This is a genomic window from Asticcacaulis sp. AC402 (genome assembly GCF_000495835.1).
GTDB lineage: Bacteria > Pseudomonadota > Alphaproteobacteria > Caulobacterales > Caulobacteraceae > Asticcacaulis.
In genome coordinates this window covers 46,099-67,590 of record NZ_AWGC01000023.1, presented here as the reverse complement: position 1 = coordinate 67,590, position 21,492 = coordinate 46,099, and the positions used below count along the sequence as shown (strand labels likewise).

Here is a 21,492-nt window from a genome sequence, read left to right as displayed (position 1 = left end):
CCCCTCCACCGCTTCGCGGTCCCCCTCCCCATAAAATGGGGAGGAGAGGGAAGGGTTTAACTCAGGCCGGAGGCACTGTTGGGGGCGGCAAAGGCGCTGAAGCTGTAGTGGTTCAGCCAGCGGGAATCGGCGGCGAACATGTCGCGCAAATCCGGCACACCGTATTTCAGCATGGCCAGGCGGTCGACGCCCATGCCCCAGGCAAAGCCCTGATACTCATCAGGATCGACGCCGCAGGCCTTCAAAACATTGGGATGAACCATGCCGCAGCCCAGGATTTCCAGCCAGGAATCGCCCTGGCCGACCTTGAGTTCGCCCTTTTCCCATGAACAGCGCACATCCATCTCCGCCGACGGTTCGGTGAACGGAAAATGGTGCGGGCGGAACTGGGTGACCACGTCATCGGTCTCGAAGAACCGGGAGATAAAGGTCTCCAACACCCACTTCAGATGGCCCATATGGGCATTGCGGTCGATGACCAGGCCCTCGATCTGGTGGAACATCGGCGTATGGGTCTGGTCGCTGTCGCAGCGGAAGACGCGCCCCGGCGCGATCAGGCGGAACGGCGGCTTGCCCGACACCATGGTGCGGATCTGCACCGGCGAGGTATGGGTGCGCAGCAGTTTGCGCACGCCGTTCTCGTCCGGATGGAAGAAGAAGGTGTCGTGCATCTCCCGCGCCGGGTGCTTTTCCGGAAAGTTCAGCGCGGTGAAATTATGGAAATCGTCTTCGATATCCGGGCCTTCGGCGACCTCGAAGCCCAGGTCGGCGAAGATGGCAATCATCTCATCCATGACCTGCAGGGTCGGGTGAACCCCGCCCCTGGCGCGCGGTGCCGACGGCAGGCTGAGGTCAATGCGTTCGCTCTGCAGGCGAGCGGCCAGGTGCGCCGCTTCCAGTTCCGACTTCCGGGAATCGAGCACGGCCTGGATCTGGTCGCGCACGGTATTGATGGCAGCACCGGTGGTTTTGCGTTCTTCCGGCGGCAGGCTACCCAGGGTCTTGAGCAGGCCGGAGATACGGCCGGTCTTGCCCAGCGCCGAGACGCGCACGGCGTCCAGGGCGTTAAGGTCAGCGGCGGAAGCGATCTCGGCTTCGATTTCGGTTTGCAGGTCGGCGTAGACGGTCATGACACAGGCTTCTTGAAAAGGTCCTGCGTCTTTAGTGCCTGCCGCCCAGCCTGTGAAGCAGTTTTTGTCTTTCTTTCCCTCTCCCCTCGCGAGGGGAGAGGACGAGAGCGGAACGAAGTGAACGCGATCGGGTGAGGGGCTTTCTGGCGTTCCGGGAGGGCCTCTATTCAACTATTATGGGCGCTGCGCCAAAGGCCAGGGGATCCGACAGCGACGCTTGCCCGTTCTCAACATGACCGGCGAAACGGCGCAAGAAACCCTCGCCGCGCACCGTCACGTCATACCAACCCGAAGACAGGACCACTGCGACTTTTTCCGATACGGTCGCGTGGTCGTCGTGATGGGGTGGCTGGGGCGCCAATTCGACGACCCGTTCGCTGCCGTGAGCATCCTGAACCGTCACTTTTGCCGTATGTTTGAACGATGGATTCTGCAGTGTCAAAACGGCGCCGTCCACCGAGGCGTCAACCCCGTAGACCGTTCCGGAGAAGCGGCGGAAAAAGCCGTTCGGTCCGAGCAGCCACCAGTCATAGGCACCGTCGTTGCTTTCGCCGAAGGATTTTAGCCGCATGTCGTCGGGGCGGGCGTAAATGTAGTTTCCGCCGGGCGCCACGGTGAATCGCAAAGGCGGCTGACCAAGACTTAGGCGGTCATACAGATGGAAAACGGCCGCACGATCGCGGCTGTGGTTGCGCAGGTGCAGGTACGCGAAAACCTCGATCGGTGCCCAACTCAGATCCGCCGTGAGGTCATAAGGCGTCGCCCGTCGCGGTCTTTGCCCTTGTGCCTGGACTGGCGCTGCCAGGGCTGTCGGTGTCTTCGGCGTGGTCCGGCCGCCAAGCGCGCGCGCCTTGTCGGCCAGGGCCTTCGTTGCCGGAAAATGCTGAAAGAAAACCTGATCGTTCGGCGTCGCAAAGTCGAAACACGAGGTCAGATCACCGCACACGGTCCGACGCCAGGCTGAGATATTAGGCTCAGTGATGCCAAACCGCGCCTCGAGAAAGCGGATGACCGAGGTGTGATCGAACACTTCCGACGCGACATAACCGCCCTTCGACCACGGCGAAACGACATACATCGGCACCCGCGGTCCCAGGCCGTAGGGACGGTTGTTGTACGCACCCTTGCCGGCATGATACTCGCCGGACGTGTCGATGGCGCTGTGGCCCAGCGGCTTGCCGTCTGCATCCAGCGAAGGTGGCGCCGGCGGCGGGACATGGTCGAAATAGCCATCATTCTCATCGAAGTTAATCAGCAGGACGGTCTTGGCCCAGACCTCGGGATTGGCCGTCAGAGCATCGAGCACGCGGGCGGTGTAGTCGGCGCCCTGGGCCGGGCTGGACGGTCCGGGGTGCTCCGACCCTTCCGCGGTGGCGACGATCCACGATACCTGCGGCAGCTTGTTCGCCACGACATCGGCCTTCAAGCCATCCAGGTCGCGAGTACGGATTGACCGCCGTGCCAGGTCCATCAAGCGTTGCGACGACGCCCTATGGGCGGCGCGGTAAGTTTTAAATCCGGCCAAAGGATTGTCGGTGAAGTTGTCGTCCATGTCCTGGTAGACCTGCCACTCGATGCCGGCAGCGCTCAGTCGTTCGGGATAGGTCGTCCAGTCATAGCCGCCGTGGCCAGCGGGATCGGCACTCAGCGAGTCATAGCCGTTGTCGATCGCCGGGCCGCCGGGGCCGGTATTCTTGCCGGTCCAGTGAAACAGCCGGTTGGGGTTGGTGCCGGCGTGCATGGCGCAGAAGTAGGCGTCGCAGAGGGTGAAGGCCTCGGCCAGGGCATACTGGAACGGCAGGTCGGCGCGGGTGAAATAGCCCATGGCGTGGTTGTGCTTAGCGTCGGGCCAGCGCCCCATCCGGCCGTGATCCCAGGCGTCCTGGGCGTCCTTGAAACTGTGCGGGGTGCCTTCGACGCGCATCAGGCGGAAGTCCTTCGCCGTGTCGAGCGGGAAGGGCGCAATCAGTTTATAAGGATCGCCATCGCGCGGTTGCGCAAAAACGGTGCCGCGTTTGCGCGCCCCGATATCGGCGACCGGAATCGCGAAGCGGTCGCCAAAGCCCTGGACGCCGTTGAGCGTGCCAAAATAGTGGTCGAACGAACGGTTTTCCTGCATCAGGATGACGACGTGTTCGACATCTTGAAGCGTGCCGGTCCGTACCCTGGCCGGAATATCGAGCGCGCGCGCAATCGAGGGAGGCAGTGTTCCCAGCGCGCCCGCCAGGGCGGTGCTGAGGAGGTGACGACGATCGATCATGGCAGGCCTTTCCGGAAACGATACACCGGTCTACTGCCTGTTCACGAAGGGGCTGTGACAGTTAATCCTGGTAACGATCCTTGCGCGGGCGCAGGACGTCCATGCGGCCGCCGCCAGCGTAATTTTCCGGCAGATCGGAAATGTGACTGCGCACGCTGCGGCCTTTGCGGACGCTGTCCAGCGCCTGGTTGATCGTTGCCGCGGAGACTTCGAAGGCCGGTGTCTTCTTGCGGAACATATCGCTCAGCCTGCGCTTGTCCGGGGTCAGGCGCACGGTCTGGTGCGTGGTGCCAAGGGAGACGTCGGTATGCGCGGCAGTTGCGATCATACGATCGCTGCGCTCGCGCCAGGCCAGGATGTCCGCGGCGATCTGTTCGGGATTTACAGGCTTGTCCATGAGTCAGTCCTTCCAGAAAAACCGGCCGGGTTCCATGGCCAGGATGCGGATAGGGCGCGACACACCGTCGTCGCGCATCAGTTCGTGTTCGATGACCGGCAGTTCCATGAACTTGGCCGCGTAACCGGCCAATATGCCGGCATTGGCGGCTTCCAGCAACGGCCACAGCTTTTGCGTCGACTGATCGTAGCGCTGCTGACGCGCCACATTGCTGCCGATCTGCGGCGCGGCGAAGGCCAGGCTGTCGAGACGACCGGCCAGGCTCTTGGCCACAGCGGCATTGGCGCGCGCCGTTTCGTTCAGCGCCGCCGACAGTTCGCGGTAGATGTAGCTGGCGCTGACCATCTGCGCGATATACTCATAGGCGGGGGTAGCGCCGTACATGAAGGCCCGGGTCATGTCGTCCTGGGCGAAGGTGGCGGCAATGATGGGATTGGTGCGCGGCTTGGGCGAAATGGCGCCGACCGGGCCGGATTTCAGGACGCCGCCGAATGATCCCAGAAATTCGAAATGAACCATCGCCGGCAGAGAGCCGGCGCCGTCGAAACCGGAAATGACCAGGCCGGTCAGGAACATGCTGGCGCGTCCCGGCAGCCATTCGACGACGACCGAGGCGGCGGCGAGGTCGCGCAGGGGCGCGACCAGCTTTTCCGGGAAGGCGGCGCCGTTTAACATCTGGCTGAGGAAATGTTCGAGAAACGGCCCCAGATGCGCCTGCAGGAAGGGGGCAAGACGCGGCGACTCAGGCAGTAGCGCCCGTGGCACAGGCTGGCCCTTGGCATCGCGGCCGGCAAACATGACGTCCTGGGTCAGCAGGGTCAAGGCCTGGGCGGCGGCCTCAGGGCTGACGGGCTTGCCTTCCTCCCAACCGAAGGTCTTCAATCGGTCGCCGAAATCGAGGACGAAACCAATCATATAGCGGGCGAAACTGATCTGCTCGGCCTTGTCGTCACCGTTGAGTTGGTTGCCGGCCAGGAACCGGATCAGGTTCTGCGCCTGGTCCTTGACCGGGCCGCGGCGGCCGGGATGCGCCTCGCGGAACTGGCTGATGACCGAACTCCACGGCAGGCCGGCAAAATCGCCGCCGCCATAGACCATGACCGCGACGGGTCCGGCCTCGTTCAGGATATGGATCTTTTCTATGCCGCCCTGGGAAACGCTTAAGCTGCCGCCCGGATCGATGATGGTTACGGCGCTGTCCGCGCCCATGACCACCGCTTCAAGATTCATCAACAAGACTTCGCTTGTCATAGCCGCCCCTCTAAAACTTAAGCGTAGATTAACATGGGGAGGCGCGATGGCAAGGGAAGATCGGCTGGCAGGGGAGGAGCGCTGTAAAATCCCCTCTCCGCGTTCTTTACGGGGAGAGGGAAAACAAACAACAAAAACCCCGCCAGGGAGACCTGACGGGGTTGAATGTTTTCGCGAAAGGTCGCTTAGGCGGCGAGCGCCGTGCGGACCTGAGCGACAATCGCCTTGAAGCCGGCCTCGTCGTGCATGGCGACGTCGGACAGAATTTTGCGGTCCATGTCAATGCCCGCGACCGTCAGGCCGTGGATGAACTGGGAATAGGTGAAACCTTCGATCCGGGCGGCAGCATTGATGCGCTGGATCCACAGGCTGCGGAAGTTGCGCTTCTTGGTGCGGCGGTCGCGGTAGGCGTACTGGCCGGCCTTGTCGACGGCCGCCTTGGCGGTGCGGATGGTGTTCTTGCGGCGGCCATAGAAACCCTTGGCGAGCTTCAGGACCTTTTTGTGTCTGGCGTGCGAAGTTACGCCTCTTTTAACGCGGGCCATGTGTGGTGCTCCCTCTTAGGCGTAAGGCATGTAGGATTTGATCTTGATCGTATCGGCCGGCGACATCACCTGCGTACCGCGGTTTTGACGGATGTACTTGCCGTTGTGCGAGATCAAACGGTGGCGCTTGCCGGCGACGCCGGCCTTGGCCTTGCCAGAGGCAGTAAAGCGGAAGCGCTTCTTGGCGCCCGACTTGGTCTTCAGTTTTGACATTTCCATGCGGCCTTTTTTAAAGACCGTCCTCTGTGAGGGTTTGAACCCGCCCAGGCATGTCATGGGCCCGGCGGGTCGAAGAACGCGGGCAGATACAGGAAAAGCCCGGCCCGTGCAAGCGGAGTCTTAAGGAGTCCATCTGCGCAGGACGTTCGTCGCCGCCGGATCGGTCTGGAGGCGGCTGGCCTTGCAAAGGCGACGCGACGTTTTCTCGACGTAACGTTTTCCGGTCTATGCAGCAAAACACGCGGTTTTATCCGGGTTGCGGCTGGCAAGGTCCGCTTAAAAAGTCTGGATTCGACGAAACGAAATTTTTGCGTTATGCCTTGGAAAAAGGGTAGGTCCAAAACAATGCCAAATGAGAACCAATTTCCCCGCGTTGGCGCCATTGACCTGGTGCGTGCTTTGACCATGGTGCTGATGATCTTCGTCAATGACCTGTGGTCGCTGAAGGGCGTGCCGGTGTGGCTGGAGCATGTCGAAGGCGGAGTCGACGGCATGGGGCTGTCCGATATCGTCTTTCCGGCCTTCCTGTTCATTGTCGGCCTGTCCCTGCCGTTCGCCGTCGAAAGCCGACGCGCCCGCGGTGACAGCACGTGGACCATGATGTCGCATGTGGTCAGCCGCTCGGTCGCCCTGCTGGTCATGGGCGTCTTTCTGGTCAATAGCGAAACCATCAACGGTGATGCCACCGGCGTGTCGCGCAGCGCCTGGAACGTCCTGTGCTGTGTCGCCTTCATCCTTATCTGGAACAGCTATCCCAAGACCATGAATGTCTGGCTTCAGCGCGGTTTGAAGCTGGTCGGCGCGGTGGTGCTGCTGGGCCTGGCGTGGACATACCGAGGCGGTGAGGCCGGCCTCGAACGCATGGCGCCGCAGTGGTGGGGCATACTCGGTCTGATCGGCTGGGCCTATCTGGCCGCCGGCATTATCGCCGTTCTGGCGCGCGGCCAGGTTATCGTCCTGGCCGTCGCCTGGGCAGCGTTTGCGGGTTTGAGCATCGCCTGGGCGGCGGGCAAGGTGCCGGGAGCTTTGCATGTTGTCCCCGAGGCCATCATTGGCGGCACCCTGACCGCTCTGGTACTGGGCGGGGCGGTCATTGGGCGCATCTTCCAACTGTGGCAGCCCAAAGGTGACAATCTGCGCATGACTCTGGCTTTTGCGGCGATCGCCGTGGTGCTGATCGCGCTCGGCTTTTATACCCGGCAGTTCTGGGGCATTTCCAAACTATCGGCGACGCCGGCCTGGCTGTTTCTGTGCAGTGCCCTGACCCTGATCGCTTTTGTGGTGCTCTACTGGATTGGCGATGTCGCCAAGCAGGCCAAGTGGTTCGCGTTCGTCAAACCGGCTGGGACCGATACCCTGCTGTGTTATCTGATGCCCTACCTGCTCTATGCCGGTATGGTGACCATCGGTTTGACCCTGCCCGACTTGCTGGTGACGGGTGGCGTGGGCCTTGTCAAATCGCTGGTGTTTGCGCTGATTTGCGTCTGGGTTGCCGGCGGGCTGAGCAGGTTGGGCGTGAAGCTGAAGCTGTAACGCTGACCAAGCACGACGCCGACATACGACGGTAGGGGGAGCCCCTCAGCCGCCTACACCGCGGGCTTTTTGACGGCGCTGGAAATCGCCTCACTGCACGGCTTGCTGACCTTGAAGGTCGTACCCTGCATCTGAGCCGGATTGAAGCTCAAAAAGCCGTCGCCGTTCTTGGGCAGCCAGCCGTAATAGCCCGAAATCACATCCATCAGTTGCTGCGGCGTCGGCTGCGAGACCTCGCAGCCGGCCTCATAGGGCGTGAACACGGCCCCCGTAGCCTGGTTCATAAACAACACATCCCACAGGCGGCGCTGATAAACATGCAGGAAGAGGCGATTGAAGCGGTTGTGCTGCCAGATCACCTCGCCTGACATAACCGTATAGGTGAGTGTGTCGGTACCGCTGTAGAACGACCAGCCAGGCGAAAGCTTCCACTGCCGCTCAACGCGCATGCGGCGCTTGCGGTGCGCGGCGTTCTCATTGGGTGAAGCCAACAGAACCAGCCAGCACGGCTGGCCGTCGCCCAGCACAGCCGTGGCCATCGTGTTGTAGCGCTCGATCAGTCCGCGCAACTCGCTGTGGTCACTGGCGACGGCGCGCTTGCCCGGCAGCAGGTGGAACCGCGTCAGGTTCCAGCCCGGAGTGTCGCGCAAAATGTGGCCGATCGGCCATGAGCCGGAATGGAATTTGATCCAGTCTTGCTGAAACGCGTCCATGCTAACCTCCCTTTCTGAGCCGACCGATCTGCAGCGCCAGCACGGCAGCCGGGATGGTCAGTGCGGCGCCCATCCACAGTGGCGCATTGGGTCCGAAGGCGCTGAACAGCGCCCCGGCGATCATCGGGCCGGTTATCCGTGCGATGGCGCCGGTCGACATGTTCAGCCCCAGCATGCCGCCGGTGCGGTCGGCGGGCGTGGTAATGGAAATGATGGCGCAGATAGTCGAGAAGATAACCGACTGTCCGATCGTACCCAGAACAACGATCGGGGTGATCAGCCATTCGACCGAATGCAGGCCCTGCAGCGCGAAGCTGAGCCCGAACAGGAACAGGCCCGCCGCCAGGACCTTGCTTTCACCCCAGCGACGTACAAGCGGCCGCATCAGCAGGATCTGCATGATGCCGGCGGTGATCCCGATCACCGGGAAGATCGCCGCGATCTGGGGCGGACCCCAGTCGAAACGGGCCTTGGCCCATAGACCAAAGGTCGATTCCAGGCTGGCAAAGGCCGCCATATAGCACAAGGTCGCCAGGATGACGCGCACAGTGACCGGGTTGCGCAGGGCATCGCGCAGGGCGAGCAGGATCGGCGGGGGCGGCGCGGTTTGGGTGCGCTGGCGGCTTTCGCGGACGTACAGCAAGACACCGACGCAGGCGATCGCCGACAGAATGGCGGCGGTCAGCAGCGGAAGGCGGAACTCGCTTCCCGGCGTGGGGGCATGGCCCGCAAGGCTGCCGACCACGGGCCCGATAATGAAGCCCAGCGAAAAGGCAGCGCCGATCAGGCTCATGCGTGAAGCGCGCTGCTCGGGCTTTGAGATGTCGGAGACATAGGACTGAATGGTCGAAATATTGCCCGAACTGAGCCCGCTGAAGAAGCGAATGGCTATGGCCACCCAGATATTGGGGGCAAAGGCCAGCGCCACGTAGAAAAGCACGCTCATCGCCGTAGTGATGATCAGGATCGGCTTTCGTCCGATGCGGTCGGACAGGCGGCCGAAATAGGGTTCGGCGAAAAACTGCCCCAGGCTGTAGGTGCTGAACATCAAGGTGACCTGCCACGGCTCGGCGTTGAGGCTGGAGGCGAAGAAGGGGATCAGCGGCACGATGATGCCGAAACCGATCAGGTTGACGAAGACCACGGCCAGCATGGCGGCCAGGGGGCCATTGTCACGGATGTACTGGCGCACGGACAACAGCAAACGGCCGCGGAAGAAGGTGCGCGTGTCGCGGGGATCTTCGTCTGCGTCCGCGGTCTCCCAGCTTATGTCCTGGTCTTTCCGGACGGGGGCAGCCTCAGGCGCGATGGTGCCTTCCAGCGGCGAACGGGCAGGATCAGGCTCGGACATCACGCCGGTATAACCGATTTGGCGGCCATTGCGAACGTTTCTTTATCGCACCTGCGGCAAGGTTCGGGGGGCGGATGAGTGTCTCGTGGAGACAAAAAGAGGGGCGTGTACCTTCGCTCAGAACTCTGTTAGGCTGGCCGCGGCAAGAGATGGGGGAACCAGAATGCGCCGCTTAAGTATTGTCACCGCCCTTGCGGTTGTTACCGTCGTGACCGGGTGCGCCACGGCCGAAGGTTATCGTCAGCGTCTTGACCTGATGGTCGGCACGCACAGCGACCAGATTCAGGTCGAATGGGGGCCGCCCGAGCGGGTGTCGCCGCTGAGCGACGGCAGCGAGATGTGGGTGTACACCAGGATTCAGACCCACCATTCCGGCAACTCCTATTCCCAGATGGCGACCGGCTCCTACCAGGAAGAGTACACGGACAAGAAGGGCAAGAAGAAGACCCGGACCGTGACGACTTATGAGCCCGTCTGGGTGCCGCCTGAATCCTGGCAGACCCACTGTGAGACTCGCTTCGTGATTAGTCCGGACCAAAAGGTGGTCAGTTCGGGCTTCGAGGGGCAGGACTGCGTTGCCGAAGAGGTAAAGCCGCGGTCTTCGAATCGGGATGACCCCCGGTAGTCTGACGAATAAGGAACGAATTCAGCGTGCGTAATATGTTCGGGCGCGTCTTGAGAGGGCTCGCCGCCCTCGGTCTCTGCGTGGCGATGGCTGCGGCGCCTGCCCAGGCCGCGGATTCGCTGGCGAAAGCCATGGCCGGTCCCGACTGGCCGCACAGCCGTGCCGATTTCAAGCCGGACGAAGACGCGCGCTTTGGCCGACTGGCCAATGGCATGCGCTATGTCATTTACCGCAATACGGCCAAGGGACGCAGCGCCTCGATGCGTTTCCAGATCGCCGCCGGGTCGCTGCAGGAACGCGACGACCAGCGCGGCATGGCCCATTTCGTCGAGCATATGGCCTTCCGCGGCTCGGCCAAACTGACCGACGGTGAGCTGGCACGGATCCTCAAGAAGGAGGGTTTCGGCTTCGGTTCGGATGTCAATGCCTTTACGGATTACGAAACCACCAAATACGTCCTCGACTTGCCCAGCAACGAACTGCAGCCGATCGAAAGCGCCCTGTTCATCCTGCGCGAGATCGCCGGCAACCTGACGTTTGACGCCGACGCCATCGAGCATGAACGCGGTGTCATCTTGGGTGAGGAGCGGATGCGCGCCTCACCGGCGTCGCGCGGCCAGCAGGTCATGCTGGAAGCTGCCTACCCCGACGCCCTGTACCCCCAGCGCAATCCCATCGGCACGCTGGACAGCATCCGCACCGCCCCGCGCCAGGCCCTGGTCGACTATTACCAGGACTGGTACCGGCCGGAACTGGCTGTGCTGGTCGTTGTCGGTGATTTCGACGTCGCCGGGATGGAAAAACGGGTCCGCGCCGTGTTCGGCGACTGGAAACCGGCGCGGCCCGGGCCCATCAGGCTGTTCAGCTATACGCCGACGCCGGTCGAAGGTGTGCGTGCCGTCGTCTACAGCGAAAAGAACCTGTATGACGGTCTCGGCGCCGCCTGGTTCCGGCCCTATATCGATAATCCGGATTCGATCACCTCGCGGACGACCGGCTACCTGAAGAATGTCGGCGTGACCGTGATCAACGAGCGCTTCAGCCGCGCCGCCGAAGATCCGGCGGCGCCCTTTCTCAGCGCCAATGTCGGCTACGATAACAGCCGTCTGGGCGGCAACGTCACCAGCCTGTGGGTGGTGCCCAAGCCGGGACGTCACAAGGAGGCCTACCTCCAGGCGCTGCGCATGGTCAACCGGCTGAAGGCCGAGGGCATCACGGCGGCGGAGCTGACCGACTACATCGCCACCTCGGACGCCCAGATGGAGAACTTCGTCCGCACCTACCAGACAAGGTTCAGCAACGACATCGCCGAGGAGATCCTGTCGGGTCTGGTCTATGACAATGTCTTTGAAACCGCACCTCAGTTGCGCAGCGACTGGGCAAGGGTCAAGCCTGCCCTCACGATCGCGGCCGTGAACGACAAGATCCAGATCATTTTCAACAGTGATGCCGTGCTGTTGAGCCGCCAGGGCGAAGATCCCGCCGTGATGGACGAGGCGGCGCTGACGGCCGCCTTTGCCGAAGCCGGGGCGACGATTGATACCGGTCCGACCGTCCAGGGCGGCAGCATTGCCTGGCCCTATACCGACTTCGGCCCGGGTGCGCGCGTCATTGACAAGACCAGGGTCAAGACCCTGGGCTACACCCACTACACCCTGTCGAACGGCGTCAGAGTTAATATCCGGCCGAGCCCCCTGGTCAAGAACCAGATCATCGTCAAGGTGCGGTTCGGTGGTGGCTACCGCCTGTTCTCGCCGGCGGAAAACATCTCCCTCGCTCAGCTTGAGCTTTATGACCTGGGCGACGGCGGCCTGGGCAAGCTGTCGCGGGTCCAGGCCGACAAGGCGATGTCGACCAAGACGGTCAGTTTCGCCTACGATCTGGAGGAAAGCGCTGCCGTTATGACCGGCTACACCACACGTGACAGCTTCGCCGCCCAGATGCAGTTGCTGATGGCCTTTACGGTCGATCCCGGCTACCGGCCGGAAATGTTCGAAAACGTCCGCCTGGCGCTCGACTACATGTACCAGCAGGTACGCGGCTCGCCCGACATGACCATGGGCTTTGCCACGTCAGCCTGGCTGGCGGGCAACGACCCGCGCTACGTCCTGCCCGCCCAGCCGGTGATGGCCCAGCGCAAACCCGACGACATCGCCGCCATCTATCGCCGCACCCTGACCGGCGTGCCGGTTGAGATCACCATTACTGGCGACATCCGCGAGGACGCGGCAGTGGACCAGGTGCGCAAGACCTTCGGCAACCTGCCCCAGGTGCCGGACACGGTGACCGTGGCGCCGGGCGCCGAGCAGGTCAAACTGCCGGCCGACCGCACGCAGCAGGTCTATTACCACGAAGGCCGCGCCGATCAGTCGATCTCGCTTGTGGTCTTCCCGGCGACGGACGCTCTGACCAATACCGACGACACCCGCGGACTGATGATCCTGGCGGAGGTCTTCAATGCCCGTCTGGACGAGGAATTGCGCCAGCGCCAGGGTATGGCCTATGACGGCTATGTCGGTCTGACGGCGTCGGAGACCATGAAGGGTTTCGGATATATGTCTGCCCAGGGGACGATACCGCCTGACAAGGATCAGGTCTTCCATGACACCGTGCTGAGGATCGCCGCCGATATCGTTGCGAAAGGCGTAGCTTCCGACGAACTGGAGCGCGCGCGCAATCCGATGGTCCAGTACCTCAGCGATAAATTCAAGAACAACGAGGACTGGCAACGCACCCTGGCGGGACTGTTTGGCAATCCGGTACTGTGGGACTACCGGGTCGGCGAGTACCGCCAATACATGGACATCACCCAGGGCGACATCCATGTCCTGGCCAAGCGCTATCTCAAGCCCGACAACGTCCTGCGCGCCAGGACGGTTCCGGGGGAGCCATGACGGCACGCCGCCGCAAGCTGATGCTGAACCTGGCCCTGGGGGTGGGCGTTCTGGCCGCCGTGCTGGCGGGACGCGGGTATTTTGTCTTCACGGGTGCCTACAGCTTTGCCCACGACGGAGTCTGCATCACCAGCCGCCCCGGTTATCACATCGCCGAGCAGAATGACGGCGACGTCGTGGTCTGGATCGTCACCAAATTCACCGGGCAGTCGGCCCTGGTCGGTGACGAGGAGAGCTACCATCACAACTATCATTATCATGGCTTTGTCCGGCTGGACGATGCGGCCGCGGCCGTCGATGTCCGGGCGAAATCCGAAGATGAACTGCGCAACGTGTCCGCCATGATCCATGCCTGCGGTGGCGCAACGATCCCGCCAGCGTCCGTAAGCGCGGCGCCAAAAGCGCCAAGATGACAAGAAACGGAGTGACGGCGTCTTAAAAAGACGTCAAAGCAAGCCCGCAACCCGTCACATCGGAAACCGTCATGTCGCTCGTGAACCTAAGCAAGCTGATCATCCTGGCCGCCATCTGGGGATCGTCTTTCCTGTTCATGCGCGTCGCCGCTCATGATGTTGCGCCGCCCTTTCTGATCGCCATGCGGGTGGGCTTGGGCGCGCTGTTCCTGCTGGCGGTTGCGCTGTGGCAGAGGAAGGGGCTCGATATCCGCAGTCACTGGAAGCATTTCCTGATCCTGGGGGCGCTCAATACCGCTGTACCGTTTACCCTGTTCGCCTTTGCCGCCCAGACCTTGCCGGCGTCGCTGATGTCGATCCTGAATGCCACGGCGCCGATCTTCGGCGCGGTCATTTCGGTGGTGTGGCTGCGTACCGCCATGACGTGGAAATCGGGCCTGGGCCTGGTGCTGGGGATCGCCGGTGTCGCCATCTTGGTCGGGCTGGACGTAGCTTCATTGACTCCGGCCACCCTGCTGGCCGTGGCGGCCGGCCTGGCTGCCGGCTTTCTTTACGGCCTGGCCTCGGTCTATGCCAAGCAGGCCAGGAGCGTCGACGGCTTTTCCAACGCCCACGGCAGCCTGTGGGCGGCCTGTCTGTTCATGTTCCCGGCTGCGCCCTTCTTTGTCCCGGCCATTGCCCTGTCGGGGCCGGTCCTGTGGTCGATTGTCGCCGTCGGTATCCTGTGCAGCGGTATCGCCTATCTGCTCTACTTTAACCTGATCGATCATATCGGCGCCGCTCCCACGCTGAGCGTCGGCTTCCTGATCCCGGTCTTCGGCGTGCTGTGGGGCGCCCTGATCCTGCATGAGCCGATCGGCCTGCAGACTGTACTGGGCGGAGCCGTTGTCCTGGTCGGTACAGCCCTGATCACCGGGTTCAATCCGTTGGCCATGCTGCAGCGCAAGCCTGTCAGCGTCTCCTGATCGGCAAGGTCTTTGTCGGCAGCGAAAATCGGGTTGATACCAACCCACTTTGACTTTGACATTCTTTCCGCAAGGGGCCCCCTCCGTCTCGAGCCTCGCCGGCAGGCAGCGCTACGATCTTCGATCTCCGCTTGCTCGCCATGGCACGGGCCACCCCGCTCCCCATCGAAGCGATGGGGAGGAGAAAAAAATGTTCAATGGTTTCTTCTCCTCCCCATTTCAAATGGGGAGGTGCCGAGCAAGCGAGCCCAAAGGGCGAAGCGCGTCGAGGCGGAGGGGTCTACCTACTGTCAATGTGTCAATCTTTTCGTTGAAAGGCATCACTCTCAATATCTTATACGCCATCTCCACGCGGGGGAGATCGAGGCGCGCATAGCGAAGCAGACGGTGGGGTCTTTTTGCGTGCGCCAGCCTGGAAGAGTCAAATCCAAGCACCATTGGTACAATACCGGATCCTGGCCGTCCCGTGAGCCCGTAAAGACACCTGGCGACACCGCCGGAGTGTCTTTACGGCGCAGGAACAGGTTTTTTCGCCAGATGTTCAACCACCAGCCAGATCAGGATTGCCAAAAGCGGCAACACCACGGGCGCGTACTGTCAGAAGGTGCCGACCATGGCTGGCGGCAGAGTTTGCTGCTGACCCAGGAAAAACGAGCCTGAGGCGATGAACAGCGACATGCACATCCGCCACAGATGACGCGAGATCCGCGATACCCCGGCTATGCTGCGCCGGATTATGACGTGGATCTCACCCGACGCTGCGAACAGACCGGCGACGATGAACAGCGCGAAGGCCTGGGGCGGCGATCCATCCACGGTTCCGGACGGGTCGTTCGCCCCCTGCCACATGAAAAGCCCACCGGCGGCAACGATCGCCAAAGCCGTGGCCAGGCCGCCATATTCGATCCAGCCGACCTTCGGGGCGCGCAGTCGCGCTTGCCAACCCACGATGAGTCAAGATTTTCGCGGGTTGGTATAACATCTGCGCTACGATACTATATCGGAATGATTTTGCCGAAATCGGGCACAAAGTCTCAGGGGCCGCAGTGAAGGCGATATGATGTATTTCTCGCCGTCGAGAGGTTCGAAGTAAGGTTTTGAACCAAGGTTGGACACGGATAAATACACGGATTTTCGGGCCGGCCTGAAGCGTCTGCTCAGCGGCACATATCCGGTTTTGAACGGCGAAACAACATTCGGAAAAGCCGCAAATCCGAGTCTATTCGTGGTTCCGATGTCACGTAGATGAAACCGCTTCGCGGCGTCAGACTTTCGATTTTCCTATGGTGCTTGGTAAGGGCGACGAACGAGTGCCTCGAGCGGGGTGTGTTTTGATGGAATTAAATTTACGCTCCAAGGATTTTTTCGTCGCGCAATTTTTCCGGAAACGGGAGCGCCCTTGCGGTGCCTCACACTTTGCCGGATTGCGCTTTAGCCGAGGCTGATCTGGTTCTTCAGAGCGTCGGGTGTTGGCAGGAGCCGATTCTGGAAGACGAGGGAGGCGGCCCCCATGGCAGCCGCGTCGACCGAGGTCGAGGCGGTGCGGAACCAGGCCATGGCAAAACGGTTGCGATCGGTCTGGAACATGGTGTTCAGCCGGGCGCACAGTTTTTCGGCGATGAAGACGGGTAATTGCCCGCCGATGAAATGCATGTCGGGGCTAAGCAGGTAGGTGATGGCGAGAAAGGGCTCGGCCATGTATCGGGCGGCCTTTTCGACCCAGGCGTCGATGGCCGGGGTCATGGCGACATCGTCAGCTTTCAACTCGTCCGGGTGCGACACGGCAAAGCCGTGGGCCGCCAGTTCCCGGTACAGGGCGTAGAGCGATACGGCGTCCCACAGCGTACTTTTGCCTCCGTCCGGCGAGGCTATGGGGATATTGCCGATTTCACCGGCATGGGTCAGGCTGCCGGCATAGGGCTGGCCATTGATGATCAGGCCGCAGCCAAGACCGGCGCTGATCAGGGTGTAGACAAAGGTCTTGTGGCTGTGCCCATGGCCAAACTGCGATTCGCCGATGGCGGCGGAGGTGGCGTCGTTTTCGGCAAAGACTGGCATCTCAAGGTGCGCCGCCACCACGCGGGCAATATCCACAGTCGACCATTGGTCATAGGCGGCGGGCCGTCCGGTGACCTCAACCTCGCCCAGCCGGTCGGGAATGGCGAGACCGACGCCCAGGAGGCGGCGGCGCGCAAAGCGGCGATCGGCAAAGATCAGGTCGAGATTGCTCTTAAGGAAATCAAGCACGTCTGATGGCAGGGCGAAGTGCCGGTCGAGATAGACGCGTTCGCGAACACGGCCGCCCAGGTCCATGACCAGGAAGGTCATGTGGTCGCGGTCGATGTTCAGCCCAATCGCATAGGCGCCATCGGCGTTGATGGTGAGCCGGGTCGCTGGTTGTCCCCGTAAACTGGCTGTGCGGCCGGCCTCGACGACCAGGCCTTCGGCGATGAGGCGACGCGTAATGTTGATGATCGATTGCTGGGTGAGGCCAGTAACGGCGGCGACTTCGCCGCGTGTCGCCGTACCGGCAGCGCGTATCGCCTGAAGGACGACGCGCTGATTGTAGTCACCTGCGCGTGACAGATTTGTTCCGGAAAGTTCTCGTCCTGTCGCTGCGCGTTTTTTGGCGTGCGTAACCATCTTCGCTTTTTGTCGCCCAACACTACAGATGTTTTTGGATAGTCTTGAATCTCAGCCTTAACAGCGCCCGGCGGATTATCAAATAGATATCGTAAATGAACAGTTATGTTGCCGGCATGATGACGACGAAGGTCTTCAGGACCGGCTCGACCACCTCCCATTTGCCCGTGTAGCCAGGGCGGAAGATGAAGTGATCGCCCGGCCGCAGGTGCACCGGTTCACTACGGTCTTCGGTAACGATGGCATAGCCTTCGACCAGGGTACAGTATTCCCACTCGTCATAAGTCACCCGCCAGGCGCCCGGCGTCGAAGCCCAGTAGCCAGCAAAGCGCGTATCGTCCATCGAGGCATCCAGCGTCCACACCGTAAAGCGCGGATCGCCGGCAATCACCTTTTCCGGGTTCGGCGCGCCCTGTTCCGGCGGCGGCAGATCCGAACGGTCAAAGCGAATGAAGTGCGTCATGGCGAATCTCCCTGACGCGAAGGTAACACGCCCCCATCCTGACGCAAAATGGCGGCTTGTGCCCGGCAGCAGCGGCGGCTAAGTTAAGTTGTAATGGATTACAACGAGGCCTGATAACGGGCCCGATTTGGGAGAAGAAACCATGAAACGCATTCTGATGATGGCGGCGGCTGGCTGGGTGCTGGCCGGAGCGGCGTTCGCGCAGCCCAACCTCAAACTCAACGACAAGGGCTATTTCGAAGCGCCGGGACTGAACGTCACCGTCTTTGCCGACATCTATCCTGACGGGCACCAGACGGGTGTTACCGTCATCCAGCACGGTACGCGCATCGCCGCCAACGGTGATCTGCGCCTGGAGCCGTCGCCCGGCCAGTGGTCGCCCATGCCAACCGGCGAAGGCGCACTGGCAATCGATACCGCGACAAACACCGTTACCCAGCGCCTGCGCTATCCCGACGAGTCGAAGGATCGCAAGGGTTTCAACCCGATCGACTATCCCGACCTGAAGTTCAGCTACGGTGTTCGCGTCACGCCGTTAGACGGCAATGCCTTCCAGGTCTCGGTCGATCTCGATCAGCCGCTGCCAAAAGAATGGGAAGGCAAGGTCGGCTTTAATTTCGAACTCTTCCCCGGCGAGTTGTTCGGCAAATCCTGGCTGATGGACGGCCAGGGCGGCATCTTCCCGCGCCAGGCCAACGGGCCAATGGAAGAGGATGGCGGTACGCTGGTCACGGCCGACATGGCGCGCGGCAAGACCCTGATCGTGGCCCCCGACAGCCCGCTCCAGCGCATGAAGATCGAAAGCCGCACCGGCCAGCTGGAGCTGCTGGACGGGCGTGGCAATTTCAACAACGGCTGGTACATTGTCCGTGAACTGACCAGGCCGGGCGCTACCAAAGACGCCGTCACCTGGATCATCACGCCCCATACCGATCCTGACTGGCGCTACAAGCCGGTGGTCCAGGTGTCCCAGGTCGGCTACCGCCCGGGTCAGATCAAGGAGATCGTTATCGAGCAGGATCCGCGCGACACCCAGGCCGACCCGCTGATTGTCTACAAGATGGGGGAGAACGGCCGCCAGGAGGTTCGCCGCGTGACGCCGCGGGGCTGGGGGAAGTTCCTGCGCTATCACTATCTGAAAGCCGACCTGAGCGATATGCGTGATCCCGGTATGTACCAGGTCGAGTATCGCGGCGAGGTCAGCCACGCCTTCAAGATTGGCGAAGACGTCTATGACCGCCATGTCTGGCAGCCGACTCTGGAATATTTCCTGCCGGCCCAGATGTGCCACATGCTGGTCAAGGAAAAATACCGCACCTGGCACGGCATCGATCACCTCGACGATGTCCGCATGGCGCCGGTCAATCTCAACCATTTCGACGGCTATCTGCAAGGCGGCTCGACCCTGACCAAGTACCACCCCGGCGATCATGTCCCCGGCATGGATCGCGGCGGCTGGCACGACGCCGGCGATTATGACCTGAGAGTGGAAAGCCAGATGGGCACGATTTGGCTATTGGCGAAGATGGTCGAAGAGTTCGGGCTCGACTACGACGCCACGACGGTCGACCAGGCCACGCGCGTTACCGAGATCCACAAGCCCGATGGCAAGAACGACGCCTTGCAGCAGATCGAGCACGGGCTTTTGTCGGTGGTCGGCGGCTACAATGCCATGGGCCGGACCTATCGCGGCATTATCGAACCGTATCTCGAGCAATATACCCTGCTGGGCGACGTCACGACCCAGACCGACAACCTACACCACGACGCCAGCCTGAAGCCGGGTGAAAAAACCGGCACCCATTCGTCCCTGACCGACGACCGCTGGGTCTTCACCGAGGACAACCCCAACCGCGAGCTCGAGACGGCGGCGCAACTGGCCGCGGCCTCGCGGGTGATGAAGACCTATAACCCGCAATTGTCGGCGGACTCGCTGAAAGCCGCCCAGGACCTGTACAGCAAGGCCTATGACCGCGCGACCAGCCTGAAGGCCAAGGTCTTCGTCCTGTCCGAACTGGCCCAGACGACGGGTGATCCCGCCCTTGTCAAGAGACTGGTGGCGTTGAAACCTGAGATCGTCACCCATATCGATCAGGCCGGTCCGGTCCTGGCCTCGGCGATGCCGCTGATCAAGGACAAAAAATTCCACAAAGATGTCGCGGTCGCCGTTAAGGCGCACCAGGAGAAGCTGGCCCAACAGGCGACCGAAACTCCGTATGGTGTGCCGTACAAGCCCAATATCTGGGGCGCCGGCTGGCAGATCCAGGAATTCGGCGTCAACCAGTATTTCTTCCGCAAGGCGTGGCCGCAGCACACGACGGTCAAGCTGCAGCACGAGGCGCTGAACTTCGTCCTGGGCGTCCATCCGGGCAGCAACACCTGGTCGTTCGCTTCGGGTGTCGGCGCCAATTCGGCGACCACGGCCTATGGCACCAACCGCGCCGACTGGAGCTATATCCCGGGCGGCGTGATTTCGGGCACGGCGCTAATCCGGCCGGACCTGCCCGAGCTGAAGATCTGGCCCTATTTCTGGCAGCAGGGCGAATACGTCATGGGTGGCGGTGAGACCAACTACATGTTCCTGGCCCTGGCGGCGGCACAGAAGGCCGATGCCAAGAAGTAATTGAATCTCTATGAGCGAAGGCGGAGGAGGGGCTATGCTCAACCTCCTCCGCAAAGAATCGTTCCTGGTCATCGCTGCCGTGACGGCGGTGATGGCCATACTGTTCGAACACGCCATCGTCCAGTCGGGCCAGCTGGTGTCGCAGATTGCCGGCGTGGCGCTGATCGGTGTGATCATCCTGGCGTCGCTGCGCGTCGCTCACCATGCCGAGATCCTGGCCGAAAAGGTCGGAGAGCCCTACGGCACCATGATCCTGACCCTTTCGGCGGTGCTGGTCGAGGTGGTGATCCTTGCGATTATGCTCAATGGCTCGCCGTCTCCGACCCTGGCGCGCGACACGATCTATTCTGCGGTCATGCTGGATATCAATGGCATCATTGGCGTTGCCGCAATCCTGGGTGGGCTGAAGCACGGCGAGCAGCCCTATAACGACGCCTCGGGCAAGACCTATACCGTCATGATCATGACCGGGATGGGCGTGTCCATGCTGGTGCCGGAGTTCATCCCTACCCGCTACTGGCAGGCCTATTCGGTCTTCTCCATCGCCATTATGATCTTTCTGTATGGCATGTTCCTGCGGCTGCAGACGACCCGGCACAGCTACTTCTTCAGCTACAGCTACGAGGCCAAGGGGGCACAAGCCGAACACGGAGCAGAGAAGGCCGGCCGGGCCTGGCATTCGGTCGCCATCCTGGTTGCGGGTCTGGCGCTGATCGGGCTATTGGCCGAGGTTATGTCGAAAACGTTGGAGGTCGGGCTGGATGGCACCAACGTGCCACCGATCTTCTCGGCTTTGGTGGTGGCGACCATTTCGGCCAGCCCGGAAATTCTGACCGCCTTGCGCGCGGCCCTGGCCAATCGCATGCAGCCGGTGATCAACATCGCGCTTGGGGCATCCTTGTCGACCGTCGTCCTGACCGTGCCGGTGATCGAGTTCCTGGCCCTGCTGCAGGGCGAGAAGATCGTCATGGCCCTGACGCCGGTCCAGAGCATCATGACCACCCTGACATTGCTGGTCGCCGCCATCAATCTCAATGACGGCCAGACCAATGCCATCGAGGGTACGACGCACCTGGTGCTGTTCTGCGCCTTCCTGATGCTGGCCTTTATGGGGTTGTGACGACTACTTCGCCGGGAAGGTGAAGACCAGGCGGACGCGCTTGCCTTTCCAATCTGCCGGGGCGCTGAAGCGGCGCTTGTAATGACCATGCTCGCGGGCTTCGCCTTCGTTGCCGTAGTTGTAGGTGCCAAAGCCGTGCTGTTCCCACATCGACGGTACGGGTATCGTCGTCTGTTCGCCGGCCCGGCGTCCACCAGTGACCGAAAACTCCCAGGCCACCGCGTCTTTTGGGCCTTTGCCGGACAGATAGACCCGCTCGGTCTGCGGCGCAGCCAGGACGGCAGCCGGCAGGAAAGCCAGCAGGTAGGCGGCGACCAGAGCGCGGAAACAGCGATTGAGACCCATGG

General features: G+C 61.8%; 19 protein-coding genes. 7 read left to right on the top strand and 12 right to left on the bottom strand.

Features of this window, described 5'->3' with window-relative positions:
• Window positions 1–56: 56 nt before the first annotated feature.
• The 6 genes from pheS to rpmI form a co-directional block, all read right to left on the bottom strand.
• Window positions 57–1,130, bottom strand: coding sequence for a phenylalanine--tRNA ligase subunit alpha (gene pheS, locus ABAC402_RS33815; protein ID WP_023450278.1), 1,074 nt, complete (start codon window positions 1,128–1,130; stop codon window positions 57–59).
• 163 nt (window positions 1,131–1,293) lie between these two features.
• Window positions 1,294–3,390, bottom strand: a complete 2,097-nt coding sequence (locus ABAC402_RS33810) for a phosphocholine-specific phospholipase C (RefSeq protein ID WP_023450277.1) — start codon at window positions 3,388–3,390, stop codon at window positions 1,294–1,296.
• Window positions 3,391–3,451: 61 nt separating this feature from the next.
• A complete protein-coding gene (locus tag ABAC402_RS33805; RefSeq protein WP_023450276.1) occupies window positions 3,452–3,787 on the bottom strand; it encodes a hypothetical protein in 336 nt (111 codons plus the stop codon).
• Window positions 3,788–3,790: 3 nt separating this feature from the next.
• Entirely contained in the window at window positions 3,791–5,038 is a 1,248-nt protein-coding gene (locus ABAC402_RS33800) for a hypothetical protein (RefSeq protein ID WP_023450275.1), read from the bottom strand.
• Window positions 5,039–5,223: 185 nt separating this feature from the next.
• Window positions 5,224–5,583 carry a 50S ribosomal protein L20 gene (gene rplT, locus ABAC402_RS33795; protein WP_023450274.1) on the bottom strand — a complete coding sequence of 120 codons (360 nt, stop codon included), beginning with the start codon at window positions 5,581–5,583 and terminating at the stop codon, window positions 5,224–5,226.
• Between the two features lie 15 nt (window positions 5,584–5,598).
• On the bottom strand, window positions 5,599–5,796 hold the full coding sequence (gene rpmI / locus ABAC402_RS33790) for a 50S ribosomal protein L35 (RefSeq protein ID WP_031235766.1): 198 nt from the start codon (window positions 5,794–5,796) through the stop codon (window positions 5,599–5,601).
• Between the two features lie 351 nt (window positions 5,797–6,147).
• Here rpmI and ABAC402_RS33785 point away from each other — a divergent pair, with 351 nt between their 5' ends.
• Window positions 6,148–7,335 carry a DUF5009 domain-containing protein gene (locus tag ABAC402_RS33785; protein WP_023450272.1) on the top strand — a complete coding sequence of 396 codons (1,188 nt, stop codon included), beginning with the start codon at window positions 6,148–6,150 and terminating at the stop codon, window positions 7,333–7,335.
• A gap of 53 nt (window positions 7,336–7,388) precedes the next feature.
• Here ABAC402_RS33785 and ABAC402_RS33780 read toward each other — a convergent pair whose 3' ends face one another.
• A complete protein-coding gene (locus tag ABAC402_RS33780) occupies window positions 7,389–8,048 on the bottom strand; it encodes a hypothetical protein (protein ID WP_023450271.1) in 660 nt (219 codons plus the stop codon).
• A gap of 1 nt (window position 8,049) precedes the next feature.
• A complete protein-coding gene (locus ABAC402_RS33775; RefSeq protein ID WP_023450270.1) occupies window positions 8,050–9,399 on the bottom strand; it encodes a tetracycline resistance MFS efflux pump in 1,350 nt (449 codons plus the stop codon).
• A gap of 163 nt (window positions 9,400–9,562) precedes the next feature.
• Between ABAC402_RS33775 and ABAC402_RS39335 the strand changes: the two genes are divergently transcribed.
• The 4 genes from ABAC402_RS39335 (at window position 9,563) to ABAC402_RS33755 (ending at window position 14,296) form a co-directional block, all read left to right on the top strand.
• Window positions 9,563–10,024: a hypothetical protein gene (locus ABAC402_RS39335; protein WP_023450269.1), complete on the top strand. Its 462-nt coding sequence runs from the start codon at window positions 9,563–9,565 to the stop codon at window positions 10,022–10,024.
• A gap of 35 nt (window positions 10,025–10,059) precedes the next feature.
• Window positions 10,060–12,918 (top strand): pitrilysin family protein, encoded by a 2,859-nt coding sequence (locus ABAC402_RS33765; RefSeq protein WP_082179986.1) that lies wholly within the window; start codon window positions 10,060–10,062, stop codon window positions 12,916–12,918.
• Window positions 12,915–13,331, top strand: a complete 417-nt coding sequence (locus ABAC402_RS33760) for a hypothetical protein (protein ID WP_023450267.1) — start codon at window positions 12,915–12,917, stop codon at window positions 13,329–13,331. Before ABAC402_RS33765 ends, ABAC402_RS33760 begins: the two co-directional genes overlap by 4 nt.
• 71 nt (window positions 13,332–13,402) lie before the next feature.
• On the top strand, window positions 13,403–14,296 hold the full coding sequence (locus ABAC402_RS33755; protein ID WP_023450266.1) for a DMT family transporter: 894 nt from the start codon (window positions 13,403–13,405) through the stop codon (window positions 14,294–14,296).
• A 597-nt stretch (window positions 14,297–14,893) separates the two neighbouring features.
• On the opposite strand, the gene ABAC402_RS33750 is transcribed toward ABAC402_RS33755, so the two are convergent.
• The 3 genes from ABAC402_RS33750 to ABAC402_RS33740 all read right to left on the bottom strand — a co-directional run bounded on the left by ABAC402_RS33750 (window position 14,894) and on the right by ABAC402_RS33740 (window position 17,402).
• A complete protein-coding gene (locus ABAC402_RS33750; RefSeq protein ID WP_023450265.1) occupies window positions 14,894–15,244 on the bottom strand; it encodes a hypothetical protein in 351 nt (116 codons plus the stop codon).
• A 483-nt stretch (window positions 15,245–15,727) separates the two neighbouring features.
• Window positions 15,728–16,939, bottom strand: coding sequence for an ROK family transcriptional regulator (locus ABAC402_RS33745; protein WP_023450264.1), 1,212 nt, complete (start codon window positions 16,937–16,939; stop codon window positions 15,728–15,730).
• Between the two features lie 103 nt (window positions 16,940–17,042).
• Window positions 17,043–17,402 carry a cupin domain-containing protein gene (locus ABAC402_RS33740; protein ID WP_023450263.1) on the bottom strand — a complete coding sequence of 120 codons (360 nt, stop codon included), beginning with the start codon at window positions 17,400–17,402 and terminating at the stop codon, window positions 17,043–17,045.
• A gap of 142 nt (window positions 17,403–17,544) precedes the next feature.
• Between ABAC402_RS33740 and ABAC402_RS33735 the strand changes: the two genes are divergently transcribed.
• Window positions 17,545–20,025: a glycoside hydrolase family 9 protein gene (locus tag ABAC402_RS33735; RefSeq protein ID WP_023450262.1), complete on the top strand. Its 2,481-nt coding sequence runs from the start codon at window positions 17,545–17,547 to the stop codon at window positions 20,023–20,025.
• Between the two features lie 34 nt (window positions 20,026–20,059).
• Window positions 20,060–21,145: a calcium:proton antiporter gene (locus ABAC402_RS33730; protein WP_023450261.1), complete on the top strand. Its 1,086-nt coding sequence runs from the start codon at window positions 20,060–20,062 to the stop codon at window positions 21,143–21,145.
• 3 nt (window positions 21,146–21,148) lie between these two features.
• Here ABAC402_RS33730 and ABAC402_RS33725 read toward each other — a convergent pair whose 3' ends face one another.
• A complete protein-coding gene (locus ABAC402_RS33725) occupies window positions 21,149–21,490 on the bottom strand; it encodes a hypothetical protein (RefSeq protein ID WP_023450260.1) in 342 nt (113 codons plus the stop codon).
• Window positions 21,491–21,492: the final 2 nt, after the last annotated feature.